Raw genomic sequence first — 20,373 nt, forward strand, 5'->3', positions numbered from 1 at the left:
TTATGAATACATTATGTAGACAAATGAATAATTGTCAAGCAGAATATAAGGACATTACGATGCAACGCAGCAAAAATTAATCAGGAGTTTTTGTGAGTTCTAAAGAAAACAATTCATGGCCATCATTTCCAGAAACCAATGTGGAGGCTTGGAAAAAGTCAGCGCAAAAATCTGCGCCTAACGGTGATGTTGATTCATTGGGCTGGCAAACACCAGATGGAATTCATTTAAAAGCGTTGTATACATCCTCAGATGTTGAAGGTCTTAATTACACAAATACTTTGCCAGGCTTCGAACCGTTTGTTCGCGGACCACAGGCCACTATGTATTCAGTCCGTCCATGGACTATTCGTCAGTACGCTGGTTTTTCCACCGCAGAAGAATCCAATGCTTTTTATCGCAAAGCATTAGATGCTGGCGGTCAAGGCGTGTCCGTTGCATTTGACTTAGCTACTCACCGTGGTTACGACTCAGATCATCCACGTGTTACAGGCGATGTTGGTAAGGCTGGTGTTGCAATCGATTCGGTAGAAGACATGAAGATTTTGTTTGATGGTATTCCATTGGACAAGGTATCTGTATCGATGACGATGAACGGCGCTGTATTGCCCGTGCTGGCTGGTTATATTGTTGCTGGTGAAGAGCAAGGTGTAAAGCAAGAGCAATTATCGGGAACGATTCAGAATGACATTCTGAAAGAGTTTATGGTGCGTAATACCTATATTTACCCGCCGGAGCCTTCTATTCGCATCATTGGCGACATTATTGAGTACACCGCCAAACATATGCCTAAGTTCAACTCGATTTCTATTTCGGGTTATCACATGCAAGAGGCTGGTGCCAATCAAGTATTGGAATTGGCTTTCACATTGGCTGACGGTAAAGAGTATGTAAAAACGGCGCTTGCAAAAGGACTCGACGTCGATGGCTTTGCAGGCCGTTTATCTTTCTTCTTTGCTATTGGCATGAACTTCTATCTTGAAGTTGCAAAGTTACGTGCCGCACGTTTGTTGTGGTGGCGCATTATGAAATCCTTCGAGCCCAAGAATCCAAAATCTCTGATGTTGCGAACACACTGCCAAACATCCGGCTGGTCTTTGACTGAGCAAGACCCATACAACAACGTGGTGAGAACAACCGTAGAAGCCATGGCAGCTGTATTTGGCGGTACACAATCATTGCATACCAATTCATTGGATGAGGCGATTGCTTTGCCATCCGAGTTCTCAAGCCGTATTGCTCGTAATACGCAATTGATTTTGCAGGAAGAGACTCATATTCCTAGTGTGATCGATCCATGGGCAGGCTCTTACATGATGGAGAGTCTTACTCAAGAGATGGCCGACAAAGCTTGGGAAATCATCCAAGAGGTAGAGGCGATGGGTGGCATGACGAAAGCAGTTGAAAGCGGCTGGGCTAAGCTCAAAATTGAAGCTGCAGCAGCTGAAAAGCAAGCCAAGATTGACTCAGGCTCCGATGTAATCGTAGGTGTAAATAAATACAAGCTCGGTAAAGAAGACCTGGTTGACGTATTAATGATCGATAACGATAAGGTTCGCGAAGGTCAGGTTGCACGTCTTAAAGATATTAAAGCTAAGCGTGATTCCAAAAAAGTAGAGGCTGCGTTAGAGGCATTAACCAAGGCTGCAGAAGATAACTCCGGTAACTTATTGGAGCTGTCTGTAAACGCAATTCGTTTGCGTGCAACTGTAGGTGAAGTTTCCGACGCTTTAGAAAAAGTTTACGGGCGCCATCGCGCCGATACTCAAAAGGTGACCGGTGTGTATGCAGCTGCTTATGATTCAGCCGAAGGCTGGGCAAAACTCCAAACAGAGATTGCCGACTTTGCGAAAGACTTTGGACGTCGTCCACGGGTAATGATTGCGAAGCTTGGTCAAGATGGTCATGACCGCGGTGCAAAAGTGGTTGCTACTGCTTTTGCCGACTTAGGGTTTGACGTGGATATCGGACCTTTATTCCAAACCCCTGAAGAGTGTGCTCGTCAAGCGATTGAGAACGACGTTCACGCATTGGGCGTTTCAACATTGGCAGCTGGTCATAAAACATTGGTACCGGCAATCATTGCTGAATTAAAGAAACAGGGCTCAGACGACATCATCGTGTTCGTTGGCGGTGTTATTCCTAGGCAGGATTATGAATTCCTTTACGAAGCCGGTGTAAAAGGTATTTACGGTCCGGGCACGCCAATTCCGGCTTCGGCCAAGGATGTGCTTGAGCAAATCCGCAAGTCTGTGAAACCAGCTTAATACGGATCATAGGCATGCTCGAAGCTGCTGATCAGGTTCTGGTGAATGATCTCACCGGTGCGCCTTCGCTTAAACAGCGACGCGCATTAGCAAAGATCATTACCTTGCTTGAATCGACTCGACTAGATCATCGCCATCGTGCAGATGATGTGCTCAACACTTTATTGCCTAAAACAGGCAAATCATTTCGTTTAGGAATCTCAGGAGTGCCTGGGGTTGGTAAATCAACTTTGATTGAAACTCTAGGCCTTTATTTAATCGAAAAAGGTCATCGAGTTGCTGTATTGGCGATTGATCCTTCTTCAAGCATCTCTGGTGGCTCCATTCTGGGTGATAAGACCCGTATGGAGCGCTTATCTGTTCTAGAAAATGCCTTTATTCGTCCAAGTCCATCGTCATGCACGCTGGGTGGCGTAGCAGAGAAGACACGAGAAGCCATGTTGGTTGCAGAGGCTGCTGGCTTTGACGTCATTATTGTTGAGACGGTCGGCGTAGGGCAAAGTGAAATCGCAGTTGCCGGTATGACAGATATGTTCCTGTTGTTGCAGCTGCCAAATGCTGGCGATGATCTGCAGGCCATTAAAAAGGGCGTGATGGAAATTGCTGATTTAATTGTGATTAATAAAGCAGATATTGATCCTGATGCCGCTATGCGTGCTCAATTATTCATTACGAGCTCATTACGTCTATTGGGCTTTCAGGGTAACCCTGATCATGCCACCCACATTAAAGAGGTATGGCATCCCCAAGTGATGAGCTTAAGCGCTTTAGAGGGCAAAGGTGTCCCAGAGATGTGGGATAAGGTTTCTCATTTCGCATCACTTCAGAAAGAAAATGGGAGATTTGATTCTCGTCGCAAAGAACAAGCTGGGGCATGGATGTGGGATCGCATCGATGCCGGATTAAAAAACGCATTTCGTAGCAATGTGGCAGTGCAAGAACTTCTACCAAGTTTAAGCGCCCAAGTAAACCAAGGAACTATGGCAGCTTCAGTAGCAGCAAGACGACTACTGGAAGCCATGGGGCATGAATTTTTCTAAGGAGTAGTAAATGAAGGACATCATTCAGCAACTGGAAGCCAAGCGTGAGCTCGCCCGATTGGGTGGCGGGCAAAAACGTATTCAAGCTCAGCATGCTAAGGGCAAATTAACTGCTCGTGAGCGGATTGAGCTCTTACTGGATGCTGGGACCTTCGAAGAGTGGGATATGTTTGTTGAGCATCGTTGTCATGACTTTGGCATGGCTGACCAAACTGTTCCTGGCGATGGCGTTGTTACCGGCTACGGCATGATTAACGGCCGCTTAGTGTTTGTTTTCTCACAAGATTTCACTGTTTTGGGCGGATCCTTGTCGGAAGCCCATGCTGAAAAGATTTGCAAGATCATGGACCAAGCGCTCAAAGTGGGTGCTCCTGTAATTGGTCTAAATGACTCTGGCGGCGCACGTATTCAAGAGGGCGTTGCATCTCTTGGTGGTTATGCAGAGATATTCCAACGCAATGTCACGGCATCAGGCGTAATTCCCCAAATTTCATTGATCATGGGGCCTTCAGCTGGTGGTGCGGTTTACTCCCCAGCATTGACCGATTTCATTTTTATGGTCAAAGACAGTTCTTATATGTTTGTTACAGGCCCTGAAGTTGTTAAGACCGTAACTCATGAGGATGTCACTGCCGAAGAATTGGGCGGTGCAGTGACTCACTCAACCGTATCCGGTGTTTGTGACCTGGCTTTTGATAATGATGTTGATGCCATCATGATGCTGCGTCGTTTCTTTAACTACTTACCCCTATCAAACCGTGAAAAACCACCTTTGATCAAGGGTGCGAATCGTACTGAAGAGCCGGATTTTTCTTTGGATACACTCGTTCCATCAAATCCAAATCAACCTTACGATATGAAAGAGTTGATTGAGAAGATCGTAGATGACGGCGAGTTCTTCGAATTGCAGCCTGACTACGCAAAGAATATTGTGATTGGCTTTGCTCGTATCGAAGGCCGCTCTATTGGTATTGTTGCTAATCAACCTTTAATTCTGGCTGGCTGTTTGGATATCAAGGCATCCATTAAAGCTGCACGTTTTGTGCGCTTCTGTGATGCCTTCAATATTCCTGTAGTGACTTTGGTTGACGTTCCTGGGTTTATGCCAGGTACTGCTCAGGAATACGGCGGCATCATTAAGCATGGAGCCAAGTTGCTTTATGCATACGCAGATTGCACTGTGCCTAAAGTGACCTTGATTACTCGCAAAGCTTATGGTGGCGCTTATGACGTGATGGCTTCCAAGCATTTACGAGGCGATGTGAACTTTGCATGGCCTTCAGCAGAAATTGCCGTAATGGGTCCTAAAGGCGCTGTAGAAATTATCTTCCGTGAAGAGAAATCAGATCCAGCAAAAATTGCTGCACGTGAAGCCGAATATAAATCCAAGTTCGCCAACCCCTTTGTTGCAGGGCGTCGCGGCTATATTGATGATGTCATTTTGCCGCACGAAACCCGTAAGCGTATTGCTCGATCACTAGCAATGCTTAAAGATAAAGACCTGAAGAATCCTGCACGTAAACACGGCAACATTCCTCTGTAAGGCGCTGACAAATGATGACTACGAAAATGTTTAAGAAAATTCTGATTGCTAACCGCGGTGAGATTGCTTGCCGTGTAATGATGACCGCCAAGAAAATGGGCATCAAAACTGTAGCTGTATATTCTGAAGCCGATAAAGAGGCGCGTCACGTGCAGCTAGCTGATGAGGCAGTTTGCATAGGACCAGCACCTTCACGCGAATCCTATTTAGTGATGGATCGAATTATTCAAGCCTGTAAGGAAACTGGTGCGGAAGCAGTTCACCCTGGATATGGCTTTCTATCTGAGAACGAGCAGTTTGCTAAACGCTGTGAGGAAGAGGGCATTGTTTTTATTGGCCCTAAGCATCAGTCTATCGCCGCAATGGGAGACAAGATTGCCTCTAAGAAGCTTGCTTTAGAAGCCAAGGTCAACACCATTCCGGGTTATAACGAGGCGATTGATACTACTGAAGAGGCGGTCAAGATTGCCCAGGGTATTGGTTACCCCGTCATGATTAAGGCCTCTGCAGGCGGTGGCGGCAAAGGTTTACGCGTTGCATTTAATGACAAAGAAGCGGCAGAAGGCTTTGCGGCTTGCAAAACCGAGGCAATGAATAGCTTTGGCGATGATCGAATCTTTATTGAGAAGTTCGTTGAAGGCCCACGCCATATTGAGATTCAGGTATTGGGCGATTCGCATGGCAATGTAGTTTATCTAAACGAGCGTGATTGCTCGATTCAGCGTCGTCATCAAAAAGTGATTGAAGAAGCGCCATCACCATTTATCGATCCCGCAACCCGAAAAGCTATGGGCGAACAAGCAGTTGCTTTGGCTAAGGCTGTGAACTATCAATCTGCTGGTACGGTTGAGTTTGTTGTTGGAAAAGATAAGTCTTTCTACTTCTTGGAAATGAATACCCGCTTACAGGTAGAGCATCCAGTAACAGAAAGCATTACCGGTCTCGACTTAGTTGAGCAAATGATTCGTGTTGCTGCTGGTGAAAAACTGGCATTTAAACAAGAAGATGTGAAGTTGGATGGTTGGTCAATGGAATGTCGTATTAATGCGGACGACCCATTTAGAAACTTCCTGCCTTCAACCGGCCGCCTTGTGAAATACCGTCCCCCAGAGGCTATCAACGGCGTACGTGTAGATACCGGCGTGTATGAGGGTGGCGAGATCCCAATGTATTACGACTCAATGATTGCCAAGTTGATCGTGCATGGCAAGGATCGTACAGAAGCGATAGAAAAAATGCGTGCTGCCTTAAATGATTTTGTGATTCGCGGTATTCATTCGAATATCCCATTTCAGGCGGCCTTATTGCAGCATCCACGCTTTGTAAATGGTGACTTTACTACCGGCTTTATTGCTGAGGAGTATCCAGAGGGTTTCAAAAAGGATTCTGTACAACCGGCGGATCCTAAGCGTTTGGCAGCCTTAGCTGCATTTATGCGCTATCGCTACCTTCAACATATTCAAATGATTGATGGTCAATTAGCCGGCCATGAAATGATTATTGGCAAGAATTTTGTTGTCGTGACTGGCAAAAAAACTGGCTCGATGGAAGATCCATATGAAGTGCCTATTCGGGTTGAACTTAAAGACGGTATTTATTCTGTCTATATTGATGAAACGGATGGCGTAAGTCGTTATGACATCGTCAGCGATTGGCGTCCGGGGCAAATTTGTCTATATGCCACCATCAATGGCACCCATAAAATCACTGCGCAAGTTGAGCGTCGAGGCGTGAGATACGGCCTGATTCTAGATGGCGTGCATTTTGAGTGTATGGTTCTAAGCCCATTAGGTGCTGAGCTCCAGCGACGTATGCCGGTCAAGCTACCGCCAGATACTTCTAAATTAGTCATGTCTCCAATGCCCGGTCTTTTGACGAAGATTGCCGTTAAAGTTGGAGAAGCAGTCACCGCTGGTCAAAAACTAGCCTCGATTGAGGCGATGAAAATGGAAAATACACTATCCGCAATGCAAGATGGTGTCGTTGCTGAAATCTGCGCGAAAGAGGGTGATAGTTTGGCGGTTGACCAATTGATCATTCGCTTTGAGTAACCTGGTTGTAAAAAGGGATTGATAACTATGAGCACAAAGCCATTTAAGGTTTTAGGTATTCAGCAAATTGCCATTGGTGGAGAAAATAAAGATCGACTCAAAAAGTTATGGGTTGATATGCTGGGATTTGAATACAAAAGTACTTTTGTCTCAGAGCGCGAAAACGTTGATGAGGATATTTGCGCTATTGGTTCTGGTGCGCACGAGATTGAAGTTGATTTGATGCAGCCTTTTGACATCGAAAAGAAGCCAGCTGTTCACCAGACACCACTCAACCATATCGGTCTATGGGTGGACGACTTACCAAAAGCTGTCGAATGGCTTTCCGCAAATGGACTGCGTTTTGCTCCTGGGGGCATCCGTAAGGGCGCTGCTGGCTATGACATTACCTTCGTTCACCCTAAGGGAAATGATGAGTTCCCGGTCAGTGGTGAGGGGGTTTTGATTGAGCTGGTTCAAGCTCCACCAGAAGTCATTGCTGGATTAAGTTCATAATTTGCTTTATTGATTAGTCAATTTACTAAGAAAATAACCAAATAAGGCATATCGTGGCAAATCTATTGGCCATCGACACCTCCTCAGCCTGGTGTTCGGTGGCTTTATCTTTAGGTGATCAAGCACCAGAGCTAAGACATGAAGCTATCTCAGCAGGTGCTAGCCAACTCCTTTTACCTTGGATTGAGACACTGTTAAGCAAGTCAAATATTTCTTTACAAGATCTGGATGCCATCGCGGTCGGAATTGGGCCCGGCGCTTTTACAGGCGTGAGGCTAGGCGTAGCAGCAGTCCAAGGCTTAGCTATATCAAATAATCTGCCAGTAATCTCTGTATCTAGTCTAGACGCAATAGCAGCTCAACTGATTAATACAAGTACTTTCAAAAAAACCAATCCACAGTATTTCATCATTGCTATTGATGCACGGATGGAAGAGATCTACTGGGCTAAATACGAAACCCAGTCAAATCTTTTGCCTAAACGCATTAGTGATATCCAGCTCACTAAGCCTGAGAATATTGATCTGGTGGATATCGGGCTCTTAGCTGGCAGTGCTATTAATGCTTATAGCGAGCGTTTACCAGTCTTTCAGGGTATCTTGGATTCGGAGATTTCCATATCCGCTATAGGAATCTTGGATTGTGCAAAGCAAGCATTTGCAAAGGGGTTGCAGCACGATGTTCGGCAACTGGAGCCTATGTATGTACGAAACAAAGTCGCATTAACTACTGCTGAACGTGAAGAGGCATTGAAGTAATGTCAGAGCATTCATCAGCTGGAGAAGAAGCAGAACTCTCTTTCATGCCAATGCAGGCTGCAGATCTTGATGAGGTTTTAAAGATTGAATCTGTCTCGCACATTCATCCTTGGACTAAAGGCAATTTTTCAGATTCTTTAGCTGCTGGGCATTGGGCTTATTGCATTCGCCCACAAGTTGATCAAATGGTGAAGGGATCGTATCTAGATCCAACTATCCTTTGGGCGTATTGCATTCTTTTTCCTGCAGTCGATGAGTTGCATCTACTCAACATTACGGTATCACCCCATTTACGTAAACTTGGCCTTGGAAAAAGAATGATGGCTGCAATTGAGGGGGTTGCTGCCCAGCAGAAAATGCCACGAATCATATTGGAAGTAAGACCCACAAATGCTGCAGCCTTGGCCCTTTATGAACAATTGGGATACGAGCAAATCGGTGTGCGCAAGAATTACTATCCAGCAAGTCCAGAGTCCGGTTCACGAGAAGACGCACTTGTTATGGCTAAATCCATTAAGCTAGAGTCATGACCAATAATCATTCAGCCTTTTTAAAAGAAATGGGCATTACAGAGTGGGCCTCACGCGACGCTGTCCAGGCTTCCACGGCTGTTTCGATTGCTAGTAGTGCACAGGCATCCACTACAGCGGGTGAAGCAACCCAGCGAGCTTCATATGGCGCTTGGTGGTTTTTCGGTAATGAGCCACAGGGCGATGCAAAAATCTTGCTTCAAAACATCATTCGCGTTTTGGGTTTGGCTAAGAATGAATGGTCTTGGAGAAAATCTACTGAGAATTTAAGCCAGTTATCCAGCCCTGAATCACCAGTGGTGGTAGTTGCTTTTGGTGGACCTACTGCCCAGAAAATTACTGGTGAAAGAGATCCATTACCCCAGCTTCGCGAAACAGTACTGGCCTTGAATACGGGCAATGAAGAAGAGATTCCAGTAATTGCTTCATTTGAGCTAAATCAAGTGCTCGTCAATCCAAAAGAGAAGGCCTTACTCTGGCAGGATTTGTTGCTTGCTAAATCCGTCCTGCAAAATAGCTAAAGACTAGGTCTTGATTTAGTGGTGACCAAGCTTAGTGCTTGTGTTCACCAATCAAATGCATGGAGTCATATTCTGCTTGGTTTCTAGCGTGACGCTTAATCACTAGCCACATGATGAGACTCACGGCCACACCAAAACCAATAATGACAATTTGAACTGGTATATCTAACCAGATCAGCAGCGAATAGATTAGTAGCATCATCAAAACAGAAATATTTTCATTAAAGTTCTGAACGGCAATGGAATGGCCTGCAGACATCAGTACGTGACCACGATGTTGTAGCAAGGCATTCATTGGCACTACAAAATAACCAGCCAACCATCCCACTAAGATTAATAAGAAATAAGCGGGCAATAAATTTAGAGTGACCTGCAATTTTCCGATAGAGAAAATGCTGGTATTCGGGAGCATGTCAGAGTTGTAGACCGCCATGACGCAGACAACCAGACCCATGGCAATGCCATAGGGTAGAACGTTCAAAGATTTACGAAGTGGAATCCGCCAAGCGGCATAGACTGCGCCACCGGCAACGCCAACTGCTGAGATTGCCTGCAGAATTGCGCCTTGCGATAGATTCATGTGCAGAGCTACTTGCGCCCACTTAATCACAATAAATTGAAGGGTGGCGCCAGCACCCCAAAACAAAGTAGTTACTGCCAAGGAGATCTGACCAAGGCGATCATTCCAAAGCGTCTTAAAGCAAATGGCAAAGTCTTTAACCAACTCTATTGGATTGGTTTTTTGAGAAACGTAACGAGCACCGGTATCTGGAATCTTGAGATTAATCAGTGCGGCAACAACGTAAATCATCATGATGATGAGGATGGCCGATTCTGCTGGAGTATCAATGCCAGTCTCAAATGTCGGCATATCCAATGCCAAAAGACTTTGAGATACGGTGCTGCTGATGAGAACGCCGCCCAAGACTGTGCCCAGAATGATCGAGCCAACTGTAAGGCCTTCAATCCAACCATTTGCGGCTACTAATTTTTCAGGAGGAAGCAGTTCAGTCAGAATGCCGTACTTTGCGGGAGAGTAGGCTGCAGCGCCAAGACCAACGATGGCATAAGACATCAATGGATGGCTACCGAATAACATGGCCACGCACCCAACAAACTTAATGGTATTGGTAATAAACATGACATTGCCCTTGGGCCGGGAGTCTGCAAAGGCCCCCACAAAGGCTGCTAAGAGAACATAGGACAATACAAAGAACAATTTGAGCAAAGGCGTCATCCAGGCCGGCGCGTGGAGCTGGGCCAAGAGGGCAATAGCTGCAATTAGGAGAGCATTATCAGCAAGCGACGAAAAAAATTGCGCCGCCATAATGATGTAAAAGCTACGGTTCATTCGTACAATCTAGTCATTAATACAATTAAAACATGAAAGGAGGGGTAAATATGGGTGAATCAGCTAATGACCTGATTAATAGGCCAATTTTGGCATCTATTCATACAGCTGCCTTTCAGCATAATTTAAACCGAGTTCGAGAATTGGCGCCAGAGTCCAAGATTTGGGCGGTGATCAAAGCCCGTGCTTACGGCCACTGTTTTGGTGCAGCACTCAAAGGATTGGCCTCCACTGATGGATTTGCCTTGCTGGATATTCAGGAGGCCGCCTGGTTAAGAGAACACGGCTGGCAAGGGCGTATCCTGCTTTTAGAGGGGTTTTTTCATGAAAATGAGCTAGCCAGGGCGGATGATTTGGCCTGCGACCTAGTGGTTCACTGTGATGCCCAGGTGGAGTGGCTGGAGCGCTTTAAGAGCAGTAACCATAAACCTTTTAATGTCTTTCTCAAAATGAATACCGGCATGAACCGTCTCGGATTTAAGCCAGAGGCTTATCGACTTGCCTTTCATCGCTTACATGCTGCTGGCTATCACATGCATCACATGACCCATTTTGCAAATGCTGATCAAGTTGATCGCTTACCGTCGGTTGGGTCGCAACAGGAATTATTTAACGAGACCATCAATGGTCTAGAGGGCCCTACATCCTTAGCAAACTCAGCTGCCATCTTATGGCATCGCAATGCCTTGGGTGATTGGGTGCGCCCTGGAATCATGCTGTATGGAGCTTCACCGACCGGGCAGCATGCCGATATAGAGCACGCCAACCTTCGGGCGGTCATGCATCTTCATAGTGAAATTATCGATATTCAGGAACTGCAAAAGGGTGATCGCATTGGTTATGGCGGACGCTTTGAAGCGCCTCATGCAATGCGCATCGGTATTGTTGCTTGTGGGTATGCTGACGGATATCCTCGTCACGCAAAAGATGGCACTCCAGTTTGGGTAAGCTCTGGTGACCATGGTGTTATTTGTCCATTGGTAGGCAGAGTTTCTATGGATATGTTGGCAATTGATTTGCATAACGCCCCTAACGCAGGGGTTGGTAGTGTTGTGCAGCTCTGGGGCGATAAGGTGCCAGTTGATGTTGTGGCACAAATGAGCGATACGATTGGTTATGAATTGCTTTGTGCTGTGGCGCCTAGGGTGCCGGTAGAAATCAAATAAAACATCCACACTGCGTATCGATACAAAAAATCCTCCAGTTCGGAGGATTTTTTATTGGATTGGATTTGAAGCTAAATCAGATTACTTATTCCAGAACTGCCACCATTTGCGTTCTTTTTTAACCCGCTCACCAGTAAGCAACATTTCGCTATCAGGGAAGTTCAATTTAAAGACACGCGCAGAATCATTGCTTAATTGAACCATGCCCAGCTTTTCATAAGACTTGGTCAGAATATAGAGCGCCTCTTCGACAGCAGGTGCACGGTCATAGTCGCGGATTACGAGCTGCGCACGATTGGCTGCTGCCAAGTAGGCACCACGCTGATAATAAAAGCGTGCAACGATGACATCAGCCTCTGCAAGGGAGTTCACGATATAGCGCATACGATCTAAAGCATCAGGAGCGTATTTACTATTTGGGAAGCGCTCTACAACTACCTTGAAGGATTCAAAAGCTTCTTTAGCAGCTTTAGGGTCACGTTCACTCAAATCTTGGCCGGTAAATTTACCCAACCAACCCAAGTCATCATTAAAAGTAATGAGGCCTTTTAAGTAGTAGGCGTAATCTAAGCTTGGACTTCCTTGGTGCAATTTAATAAAGCGATCAATGGCAACGAGAGCTTGAGTTTGTTCTTGGGCTTTCCAATAACAATAGGCAGCATTGATTTGAGCTTGTTGCGAGTAAGGGCTAAACGGAAAGCGCGCCTCTAACTTCTCAAAGTATTTGCCGCATTTAGCAAAATCAGCATCATTGAGTTTGTCAGTCGCCTCTGAGTAGAGTTTTGCCTCAGACCAAATATCGGTGTCATCTTTGCTGCCGTCACTACCTGCGCATCCACTTAAAAGCATTAATGCAAAGATCAGTGCAAAAAGTAGGGCGAACGGAGCGCTATAAAAGCGGCTGCTCTTTTTTTGTGGGGAAGAATTCCCAGCAAGCCTTAAACTGGCGTCTGATATTACGTCGGACATAACTGAAAGGCTCTCTAAGCGTGGCATTGCCGCAAACTCCTGAATCGAATCCCATTGATTATATCGATGATGAGGATTTCATCTCTTTGGATATCCCTTTGGAGATGGCTGGCGAGCGCTTGGACAAGGTGCTGGCAGGGTCTTTGCCTGATTATTCACGCAATCGCCTGAAGGCTTGGGTTGAGGCGGGGGCGGTTATGGTCGATGGAAAAGTAACGAAAGCCCGTTATTTGCTGCATGGCGGCGAGAGTATCAAGGTATTTCCGCAAGAAATGCCCGAACAATTTGCCTTTAGTCCTGAGGATATCCCCCTAGATGTGGTTTATGAGGATGATGACATCATCGTCATCAATAAGCCGCCTGGCTTAGTGGTTCACCCTGCTGCTGGCAATTGGTCGGGAACCCTATTAAATGGACTCTTATTTCGCTATCCCGAGCTCAAACTACTTCCCAGGGCTGGAATTGTTCATAGGCTAGATAAAGATACGTCCGGATTAATGGTTGTGGCAAGAACATCTCAGGCTCAGACCTCTTTGGTTCGCCAGCTTCAAGAACGAACGGTAGGGCGTCGTTACCTTGCATGGGTATGGGGCGATGCCCCAAGTCAGGGCAAAGTGATTGCATCAGTCGGGCGAGATCAACGAGATCGTCTGAAGATGGCAGCTGGTAGCCCCCAAGGAAAACCTGCCGCCACCTTGTTCCGTCGTCTAGGCAAAGGTTTGGTTGGGGAAGCGGCCGTTGCCCTTTTGGAATGTCGCCTGGAGACAGGGCGCACCCATCAAATCCGCGTTCATTTAGAGTCACTTGGCTTTCCCTTGGTTGGCGATCCGGTTTATCGCAAAAAAGCACCGGGTGCCGCCAAAAATCTTTCTTTTAACCGCCAAGCCTTACATGCTTTTGCTCTGAGTCTTCAGCATCCAGTGAAACAGGAGTTGATGACTTGGTTCCGTTTACCTCCACAAGACTTATTGGATTTATTGCCGCAGCTTGGCATGGATGAATCCATTCTTCCTAAAGAAGCGGTGGTACTAGCTTCAATTGAAAACGAATTGCGTGCATGAGTTTTATTACCCCTCAATGGCCGGCACCAAGATCCGTTCATGGGTTGGTAAGCACGCGTTCGGGAGGCGTCAGTAGGGCCCCCTTTGATTCTCTCAATCTAGGGGATCATGTTGGTGATGAAGACAAAGATGTTTCGCAGAACAGAGCCATCTTTTCTAAAGCGCTGCCATCAGAGCCCATTTGGCTGAAACAAATCCATGGCACTGTAGTTAGCACCCCGCAAAACCGACTCACAAATCCAAATGACTATATTGAGGCAGATGCTTCGGTGACCAATGTTCCAGGAGAGGTATTGGCCATCATGACGGCCGACTGTTTGCCAGTGCTATTCGCCAATACCGGTGGTACTGCAGTTGGCGCTGCTCATGCTGGATGGAGAGGGCTTTGCGCTGGTGTTTTAGAAAATACGATTGCAGAAATGCTGCAAATTTCTGAGGATAAAGATCCGAGTCACTTGATTGCTTGGTTTGGTCCGGCAATTGGCCCTGATTCATTTGAGGTTGGGGAGGATGTAGTCATCGCTTTTAAGGATTCTGGCTTACCTATTCCTTTGAATGCATTTAAGACTATGCCCCATAAGCCTGGAAAGTTTCTTGCGGATATCTACCAGTTGGCCAGAGCGCGTTTAAAGGCCTCCGGTTTGCAGATGATTTTTGGTGGTCAATATTGCACCGTCAAAGACCAAGATCAGTTTTTTTCTTATCGCCGCGATGGTGAAACCGGAAGATTTGCATCAGCCATCTGGATTGAAAAATAGATTTGTTAAGAAATATACGGGTTAGTACTAGCTTATCCTTTGGGCTAGGGTATTTGCGTATAACTCTATAGTGCTTAAGGGCGGAGAATGTCCTTAACCAATTGAAGAGACTAATATGTTTGCAGGCATGAATACCGGTGCAACGCCATCTTTGGCAGCGCACCATATGGCACTAATTCCGCCAGAGCGTTTATCTGAAATTCAAAAAGAATATTTCACAGAATTAGCGCATATTGCCACCAATCCTGAAGCGATTGAGGTTAAAGACCGACGTTTCGCAGGCCAAGCATGGCACTCTTCCTGGAGCAAAGTCATTGCCGCCACCTATCTACTCAATTCCAAGCATTTAATGGAATTGGCAAAAGCAGTTGAGACGGATGAAAAGTCAAAGCAAAAGATTTTATTTACAACCGAGCAGATGATTGATGCGCTTTCGCCATCAAACTTTATTGCCACCAATCCAGAAGTACTAGAAAGCATTATTAGCTCCCAAGGGCAATCCATTCAAAAGGGGATTGTGAATTTGTTGGGGGACATGAAAAAAGGCAAGGTCTCGCAAACAGATGAGTCCGCCTTTGAGGTCGGTAAAAATATTGCCACTACTGAAGGTCATGTCGTATTTCGTAACGAATTGTTTGAATTAATTCAATACACACCACTAACTGAGCAAGTGTTTGAGCGCCCCTATTTGATGGTGCCACCTTGCATCAATAAATATTACATTCTGGATTTACAGCCCGACAACTCAGTAGTGCGCCACATGGTAAGCCAGGGTCATACTGTGTTTTTAGTTTCCTGGAAAAACCCAGATACTTCTATGGCTCAAGTGAGTTGGGATGATTATGTAGGCAAGGGCGTAATCAAAGCGATTGATGTCGTTAAAGAGATCGGGGATACCAAGCAAATCAATATCTTGGGATTCTGCGTTGGCGGTACCTTAACCAGTTCAGCGTTGGCGGTACTGGCAGCAAGAGATGAACATCCTGCCGCAAGCTTGACGCTGTTGACGACACTGTTGGACTTTACTGATACCGGTATTTTGGACGTGTTTATCGACGAAGGTATGGTCGAGATGCGCGAGAGCTCTATTGGCGGCAAGGGTGGCAAGTACGGCATGATGTCGGGCTTGGATTTAGGGAATACCTTTTCATTCCTTCGTCCCAATGACTTAGTCTGGAACTACGTTGTGGAGAACTACCTTAAAGGTAATTCACCACCTCCATTTGATTTGTTGTATTGGAATGGTGATTCCACCAATCTGCCTGGAGCAATGTACTGCTGGTATCTGCGTCACACCTATCTGCAAAATGATTTAGTCAAGCCTGGCAAAGTCAAAATTTGTGGCGAGAAGATTGATCTCGGGAAAATTAAATGCCCCACCTATTTATATGCTTCCCAGGAGGACCATATCGTTCCTTGGAAGTCTGCCTACGAATCCACTCATCTTCTCAAAGGAAAAAATCGCTTTGTTCTGGGGGCATCTGGTCATATTGCAGGTGTTATTAATCCACCCGCTAAAAATAAGCGCTATTACTTTGAAAACAACAAGATTGCACCAACAGCTCAAGAGTGGCTAGATGATGCAAAACAAATTCAAGGTAGCTGGTGGCCTGACTACACCAAGTGGCTAGAGCAATTTGGTGGTGAGAAGAGGCAGGCAAGCGCTACCTTTGGTAATGCTAAGTACAAAAAAATGGAAGCCGCACCTGGTGTCTACGTAAAAGAAAAAGCAACGCCGGAAATTAAATAACAATTAACGAAGGTTTTTAAAAGGGGAATTCAATGTCTCAAAAAGTCGCATATGTAACTGGTGGTATGGGTGGTATTGGTACCGCTATTTGTCAACGTCTTGCTAAGGACGGTTTTAAGGTGATCGCTGGTTGCGGCCCGAATTCACCACGAAAAGATCGCTGGATCGGCGAGCAAAAAGCACTCGGCTATGACTTTATTGCTTCTGAGGGTAATGTTTCAGATTGGGATAGCACTGTGGCCGCCTTTGAAAAGGTGAAGGCAGAGGTAGGGCGTGTTGATGTTTTGGTAAACAATGCAGGTATTACCCGTGACAGCGTTTTCCGCAAAATGACGCCAGATGCCTGGAAGGCTGTGATTGATACCAACCTGAACTCCTTATTTAACGTTACCAAACAAGTAATTGATGGCATGGTTGAAAACAACTGGGGTCGAATCATCAATATCTCTTCTGTAAATGGTCAAAAGGGTCAGTTTGGCCAAGCTAACTATTCCACCGCTAAGGCAGGCTTACACGGGTTTACGATGGCTCTAGCCCAAGAAGTTGCCACCAAGGGCGTCACGGTAAATACGGTGTCTCCAGGCTATATCGGTACTGATATGGTTAAAGCGATCCGAGAGGATGTCCTGGAGAAGATTGTTTCTGGTATTCCAGTTAAACGCTTAGGTACCCCTGAAGAGATTGCTTCAATCTGCTGCTGGATTGCATCCGATGATGGTGGTTATGCCACTGGTGCAGACTTCTCATTAAACGGTGGTATTCACACTGGTTAATATTGCGCTGCAGCATTTATTGCAGTTCTTGTATCACGCAACTCGGCGTATTTACCTTTTGGTCAACTTAAGGCTAAACTACGCTGATGTTGCGATGCAGTAAAGAGTAAGGAAAATAAATGGTTACCCGCGCTAAACGAGCTGGCGAAGATCGGCTCATTAAGAAGTACCCTAATCGTCGTCTATACGATACGCAGACAAGTACGTATGTCACTTTGTCAGATATCAAGAACTTGGTCATGGCCAGCGAAGTCTTTAAGGTTGTTGATGCTAAAACCGAAGAAGATTTAACGCGCAATATCTTGCTGCAAATTATTCTTGAAGAAGAGGCTGGTGGCGCTCCAGTGTTCTCTACACAAATGCTCTCGCAAATCATTCGCTTCTATGGCAACTCCATGCAAGGTTTGATGGGCAACTATCTTGAGAAGACCATGCAGTCTTTTGTGGACATCCACAACAAGCTTGGTGATCAAACCAAAGGGTTGGGTGCGGGCAGCACTCCAGAAGCCTGGTCTCAGATGATGAATCTGCAAAATCCCCTCATGCAAGGTTTGATGGGTAATTACATGGAACAGAGCAAAGATCTTTTCATTAAAATGCAAGAGCAAGTACAAGGCTCGCAAAATATCTTTGGGAACTTTCCATTTTCACCACAGCCCAATAAAACTGAAAAAGAATAGTTGTGGCTGGAAAAATTGGATTTGTATCCTTAGGTTGCCCTAAGGCGCTTGTAGACTCTGAGCTAATCCTGACGCAACTGAGTGCAGAGGGATACGAGACAGCCAAAGATTATTCTGGCGCTGATCTTGTAGTAGTCAATACTTGTGGTTTTATCGATTCAGCAGTTGAGGAAAGTCTCTCGGCTATTGGTGAAGCCTTGTCTGAAAACGGCAAGGTGATTGTGACTGGCTGCCTAGGTGCCAGAAAAAATGCGGATGGCAGCGATCTCATTACTAGCATCCACCCTAAGGTGCTTGCTGTTACAGGTCCGCATGCCACCGCCGAGGTGATGCAAGCAATTCATTTGCATCTTCCTAAGCCGCATGATCCATTCATAGATTTAGTTCCTCCAGCTGGAGTGAAGCTCACACCAAAACATTACGCTTATCTCAAAATTAGTGAGGGATGCAATCATCGCTGTACTTTTTGCATCATCCCCAATATGCGTGGTGATTTAGTTTCGCGACCGATTGGTGAAGTGCTGCTTGAGGCCAAGCGCTTATTTGAATCGGGTGTAAAAGAGTTGCTAGTAGTTTCGCAGGACACGAGTGCCTATGGGGTTGATATTCAATACCGCACCGGTTTTTGGGATGGCAAACCAGTCAAAACCAAAATGTTTGATTTGGTAAATGCTTTAAATCAAATTGCGCGTGAACACCAGGCCTGGGTGAGACTTCACTATGTCTATCCTTATCCGCATGTGGATGATGTCTTGCCCTTAATGGCTGAGTTCTCAGAACATGGCTATGGTGTCCTGCCGTATTTGGATATTCCACTGCAACATGCTCATCCAGATGTTCTAAAGCGGATGAAGCGACCGGCTAGTGGCGAAAAGAATTTAGAGCGCATCTTGGCTTGGCGTGAAGCTTGTCCTGATCTAGTGATTCGCAGCACCTTTATTGCAGGCTTCCCTGGAGAGACTGAGGAAGAGTTTGAGTATCTCCTGAACTTCCTGGATGAGGCTCAAATCGATAGGGCCGGTTGCTTTGCCTACTCGCCTGTCGAGGGGGCTACCGCCAATCAATTAGATAATCCAGTGCCAAGTGAGCTGCGAGAAGATCGCCGCGCCAGATTTATGGCTAAGGCGGAAGATATTTCCATTAATCGACTTGCTAAAAAAATAGGCAAACGAATTCAGGTCATTATTGATCGAGTAGACGATTCTGGTGGAATTGGCAGAACCATTGGGGATGCCCCAGAAATTGATGGTCTGGTAAGGGTTCTGCCCGCAAGTAAGCCTTCTAAACGCTATCGCGCCGGCGATATCATCAAGGCCACTGTCATTAGCTCCCAAGGGCATGACCTAATAGCCGAAACTTGACGAATCGAATAAAACTGATAGTTGGAATATTCATTTAGTACTTATCTAGTGCTTATTTAGTGCAGTGTCAGCCCAATATTAGGGCTAAGTAAAGGGGATTGATATGAGTCGTGATGTCGTTGTCTTAAGTGCAGTTCGTTCCGCAATTGGCACCTTTAATGGCGCTCTCAGTAGCTTTGAACCATCTGAGCTCGGCGGTATCGTGATGAAAGAGGCGGTTGCACGTTCAGGTGTAGATCCTGCGCTCATTAATTACATTACTGTAGGCAACACTATTCCTACAGATAGTCGCTATGGTTATGTTGCACGTGTGGCATCAATCCAAGCTGGTTTGCCAATGGAATCAGTGGCCATGGCATTAAATCGTTTGTGCAGCTCGGGCTTACAAGCGATCGTAACAACAGCGCAGCAAATTATGTTGGGCGATTGTGATTACGGTATCGGCGGTGGCGTGGAAGTCATGTCTCGCGGCATGTATGGTTCCCCAGCGATGCGCAGTGGTGCTCGTATGGGCGATACCAAAATGATTGACTTGATGGTTGGTATTTTGACTGACCCGTTTGGTGTTGGCCACATGGGTGTTACAGCTGAAAATCTCGTTGAAAAATGGAAGCTAACACGCGATGAACAAGATGCCCTAGCGGTGGAATCTCATCGCCGTGCAGCACACGCCATTAAAGAAGGCCGTTTTAAATCTCAGATCGTGCCAATCACTATTAAAACTCGCAAGGGTGATGTAGTGTTTGATACCGATGAGCATGTCAAGCCTGAAACCACTATGGAAACACTTGCCAAGATGAAGGCTGTGTTCAAAAAAGAGGGCGGATCTGTGACTGCTGGTAATGCTTCTGGCATTAATGATGGCGCCGCGTTCTTTGTATTGGCTGATGCTGAAACTGCCAAGAAAGCTGGCCATAAGCCGATCGCTCGTTTGGTGTCTTATGCAGTAGCTGGTGTGCCAAACCACATTATGGGTGAAGGTCCAATTCCTGCAACCAAGATTGCTCTTGAGCGTGCCGGCCTCAAATTAGATCAAATGGATGTGATCGAATCTAACGAGGCTTTTGCTGCGCAAGCGTTAGCCGTTACTAAAGGTTTGGGATTAGATCCAGCCAAAACCAACGTGAATGGTGGTGCAATTGCCTTGGGACACCCAATTGGTTGTTCAGGTGCGGCGATTGCAACTAAAGCCATTCATGAATTACACCGCGTTCAAGGTAAATATGCTTTGGTAACGATGTGTATTGGTGGTGGCCAAGGTATTGCGACTATTTTTGAGCGTCTATAAGTCTTTATATA

At 45.9% G+C, this 20,373-nt stretch carries 18 protein-coding genes; 16 read left to right on the forward strand and 2 right to left on the reverse strand.

The window, feature by feature from the left end:
- Positions 1–92: 92 nt before the first annotated feature.
- From scpA to ICN20_RS09200, 8 genes are read left to right on the forward strand one after another with little or no spacing between them, the layout of a single operon-like run.
- Positions 93–2,267: a methylmalonyl-CoA mutase gene (gene scpA / locus ICN20_RS09165; RefSeq protein ID WP_216239757.1), complete on the forward strand. Its 2,175-nt coding sequence runs from the start codon at positions 93–95 to the stop codon at positions 2,265–2,267.
- Between the two features lie 14 nt (positions 2,268–2,281).
- Positions 2,282–3,307 carry a methylmalonyl Co-A mutase-associated GTPase MeaB gene (gene meaB, locus ICN20_RS09170; RefSeq protein WP_216239759.1) on the forward strand — a complete coding sequence of 342 codons (1,026 nt, stop codon included), beginning with the start codon at positions 2,282–2,284 and terminating at the stop codon, positions 3,305–3,307.
- 10 nt (positions 3,308–3,317) lie between these two features.
- Positions 3,318–4,850: an acyl-CoA carboxylase subunit beta gene (locus tag ICN20_RS09175; RefSeq protein WP_216239762.1), complete on the forward strand. Its 1,533-nt coding sequence runs from the start codon at positions 3,318–3,320 to the stop codon at positions 4,848–4,850.
- Positions 4,851–4,876: 26 nt separating this feature from the next.
- Complete coding sequence (accC, locus tag ICN20_RS09180) at positions 4,877–6,901, forward strand: acetyl-CoA carboxylase biotin carboxylase subunit (protein ID WP_216240405.1); 2,025 nt, start codon at positions 4,877–4,879, stop codon at positions 6,899–6,901.
- 27 nt (positions 6,902–6,928) lie between these two features.
- A complete protein-coding gene (locus tag ICN20_RS09185) occupies positions 6,929–7,396 on the forward strand; it encodes a VOC family protein (RefSeq protein WP_216239764.1) in 468 nt (155 codons plus the stop codon).
- Positions 7,397–7,449: 53 nt separating this feature from the next.
- Positions 7,450–8,154 carry a tRNA (adenosine(37)-N6)-threonylcarbamoyltransferase complex dimerization subunit type 1 TsaB gene (tsaB, locus tag ICN20_RS09190; RefSeq protein WP_370624544.1) on the forward strand — a complete coding sequence of 235 codons (705 nt, stop codon included), beginning with the start codon at positions 7,450–7,452 and terminating at the stop codon, positions 8,152–8,154.
- Positions 8,154–8,684, forward strand: coding sequence for a ribosomal protein S18-alanine N-acetyltransferase (gene rimI / locus ICN20_RS09195; protein WP_216239765.1), 531 nt, complete (start codon positions 8,154–8,156; stop codon positions 8,682–8,684). The genes tsaB and rimI overlap by 1 nt, the downstream gene beginning before the upstream one ends.
- On the forward strand, positions 8,681–9,205 hold the full coding sequence (locus tag ICN20_RS09200) for a DNA polymerase III subunit psi (protein WP_216239767.1): 525 nt from the start codon (positions 8,681–8,683) through the stop codon (positions 9,203–9,205). The genes rimI and ICN20_RS09200 overlap by 4 nt, the downstream gene beginning before the upstream one ends.
- Before the next feature lie 31 nt (positions 9,206–9,236).
- Here ICN20_RS09200 and lplT read toward each other — a convergent pair whose 3' ends face one another.
- Positions 9,237–10,556, reverse strand: coding sequence for a lysophospholipid transporter LplT (lplT, locus tag ICN20_RS09205; RefSeq protein ID WP_216239769.1), 1,320 nt, complete (start codon positions 10,554–10,556; stop codon positions 9,237–9,239).
- Between the two features lie 74 nt (positions 10,557–10,630).
- Here lplT and alr point away from each other — a divergent pair, with 74 nt between their 5' ends.
- Complete coding sequence (gene alr, locus ICN20_RS09210; protein ID WP_216240409.1) at positions 10,631–11,722, forward strand: alanine racemase; 1,092 nt, start codon at positions 10,631–10,633, stop codon at positions 11,720–11,722.
- 81 nt (positions 11,723–11,803) lie between these two features.
- Here the strand turns inward: alr and ICN20_RS09215 are convergent, their stop codons facing one another.
- Entirely contained in the window at positions 11,804–12,691 is an 888-nt protein-coding gene (locus ICN20_RS09215; protein ID WP_216239771.1) for an outer membrane protein assembly factor BamD, read from the reverse strand.
- A gap of 20 nt (positions 12,692–12,711) precedes the next feature.
- On the opposite strand from ICN20_RS09215, the gene ICN20_RS09220 reads away from it, so the two are divergent.
- From ICN20_RS09220 to ICN20_RS09250, 7 genes are all read left to right on the forward strand, one after another.
- Positions 12,712–13,752 carry an RluA family pseudouridine synthase gene (locus ICN20_RS09220; RefSeq protein ID WP_216239773.1) on the forward strand — a complete coding sequence of 347 codons (1,041 nt, stop codon included), beginning with the start codon at positions 12,712–12,714 and terminating at the stop codon, positions 13,750–13,752.
- On the forward strand, positions 13,749–14,510 hold the full coding sequence (gene pgeF / locus ICN20_RS09225) for a peptidoglycan editing factor PgeF (RefSeq protein ID WP_216239775.1): 762 nt from the start codon (positions 13,749–13,751) through the stop codon (positions 14,508–14,510). The genes ICN20_RS09220 and pgeF overlap by 4 nt, the downstream gene beginning before the upstream one ends.
- A 115-nt stretch (positions 14,511–14,625) precedes the next feature.
- A complete protein-coding gene (gene phaC, locus ICN20_RS09230; RefSeq protein ID WP_216239777.1) occupies positions 14,626–16,260 on the forward strand; it encodes a class I poly(R)-hydroxyalkanoic acid synthase in 1,635 nt (544 codons plus the stop codon).
- Between the two features lie 32 nt (positions 16,261–16,292).
- Positions 16,293–17,033: a 3-ketoacyl-ACP reductase gene (locus tag ICN20_RS09235; protein WP_215360233.1), complete on the forward strand. Its 741-nt coding sequence runs from the start codon at positions 16,293–16,295 to the stop codon at positions 17,031–17,033.
- Between the two features lie 119 nt (positions 17,034–17,152).
- Positions 17,153–17,713, forward strand: a complete 561-nt coding sequence (phaR, locus tag ICN20_RS09240; RefSeq protein WP_216239784.1) for a polyhydroxyalkanoate synthesis repressor PhaR — start codon at positions 17,153–17,155, stop codon at positions 17,711–17,713.
- Between the two features lie 2 nt (positions 17,714–17,715).
- Positions 17,716–19,074, forward strand: coding sequence for a 30S ribosomal protein S12 methylthiotransferase RimO (gene rimO / locus ICN20_RS09245; RefSeq protein WP_216239785.1), 1,359 nt, complete (start codon positions 17,716–17,718; stop codon positions 19,072–19,074).
- Positions 19,075–19,177: 103 nt separating this feature from the next.
- Positions 19,178–20,362: an acetyl-CoA C-acyltransferase family protein gene (locus ICN20_RS09250; RefSeq protein WP_216239787.1), complete on the forward strand. Its 1,185-nt coding sequence runs from the start codon at positions 19,178–19,180 to the stop codon at positions 20,360–20,362.
- The last annotated feature ends 11 nt before the right edge of the window (positions 20,363–20,373 follow it).

The organism is Polynucleobacter sp. JS-Polo-80-F4 (assembly GCF_018881965.1).
Taxonomy (GTDB): Bacteria; Pseudomonadota; Gammaproteobacteria; order Burkholderiales; family Burkholderiaceae; genus Polynucleobacter.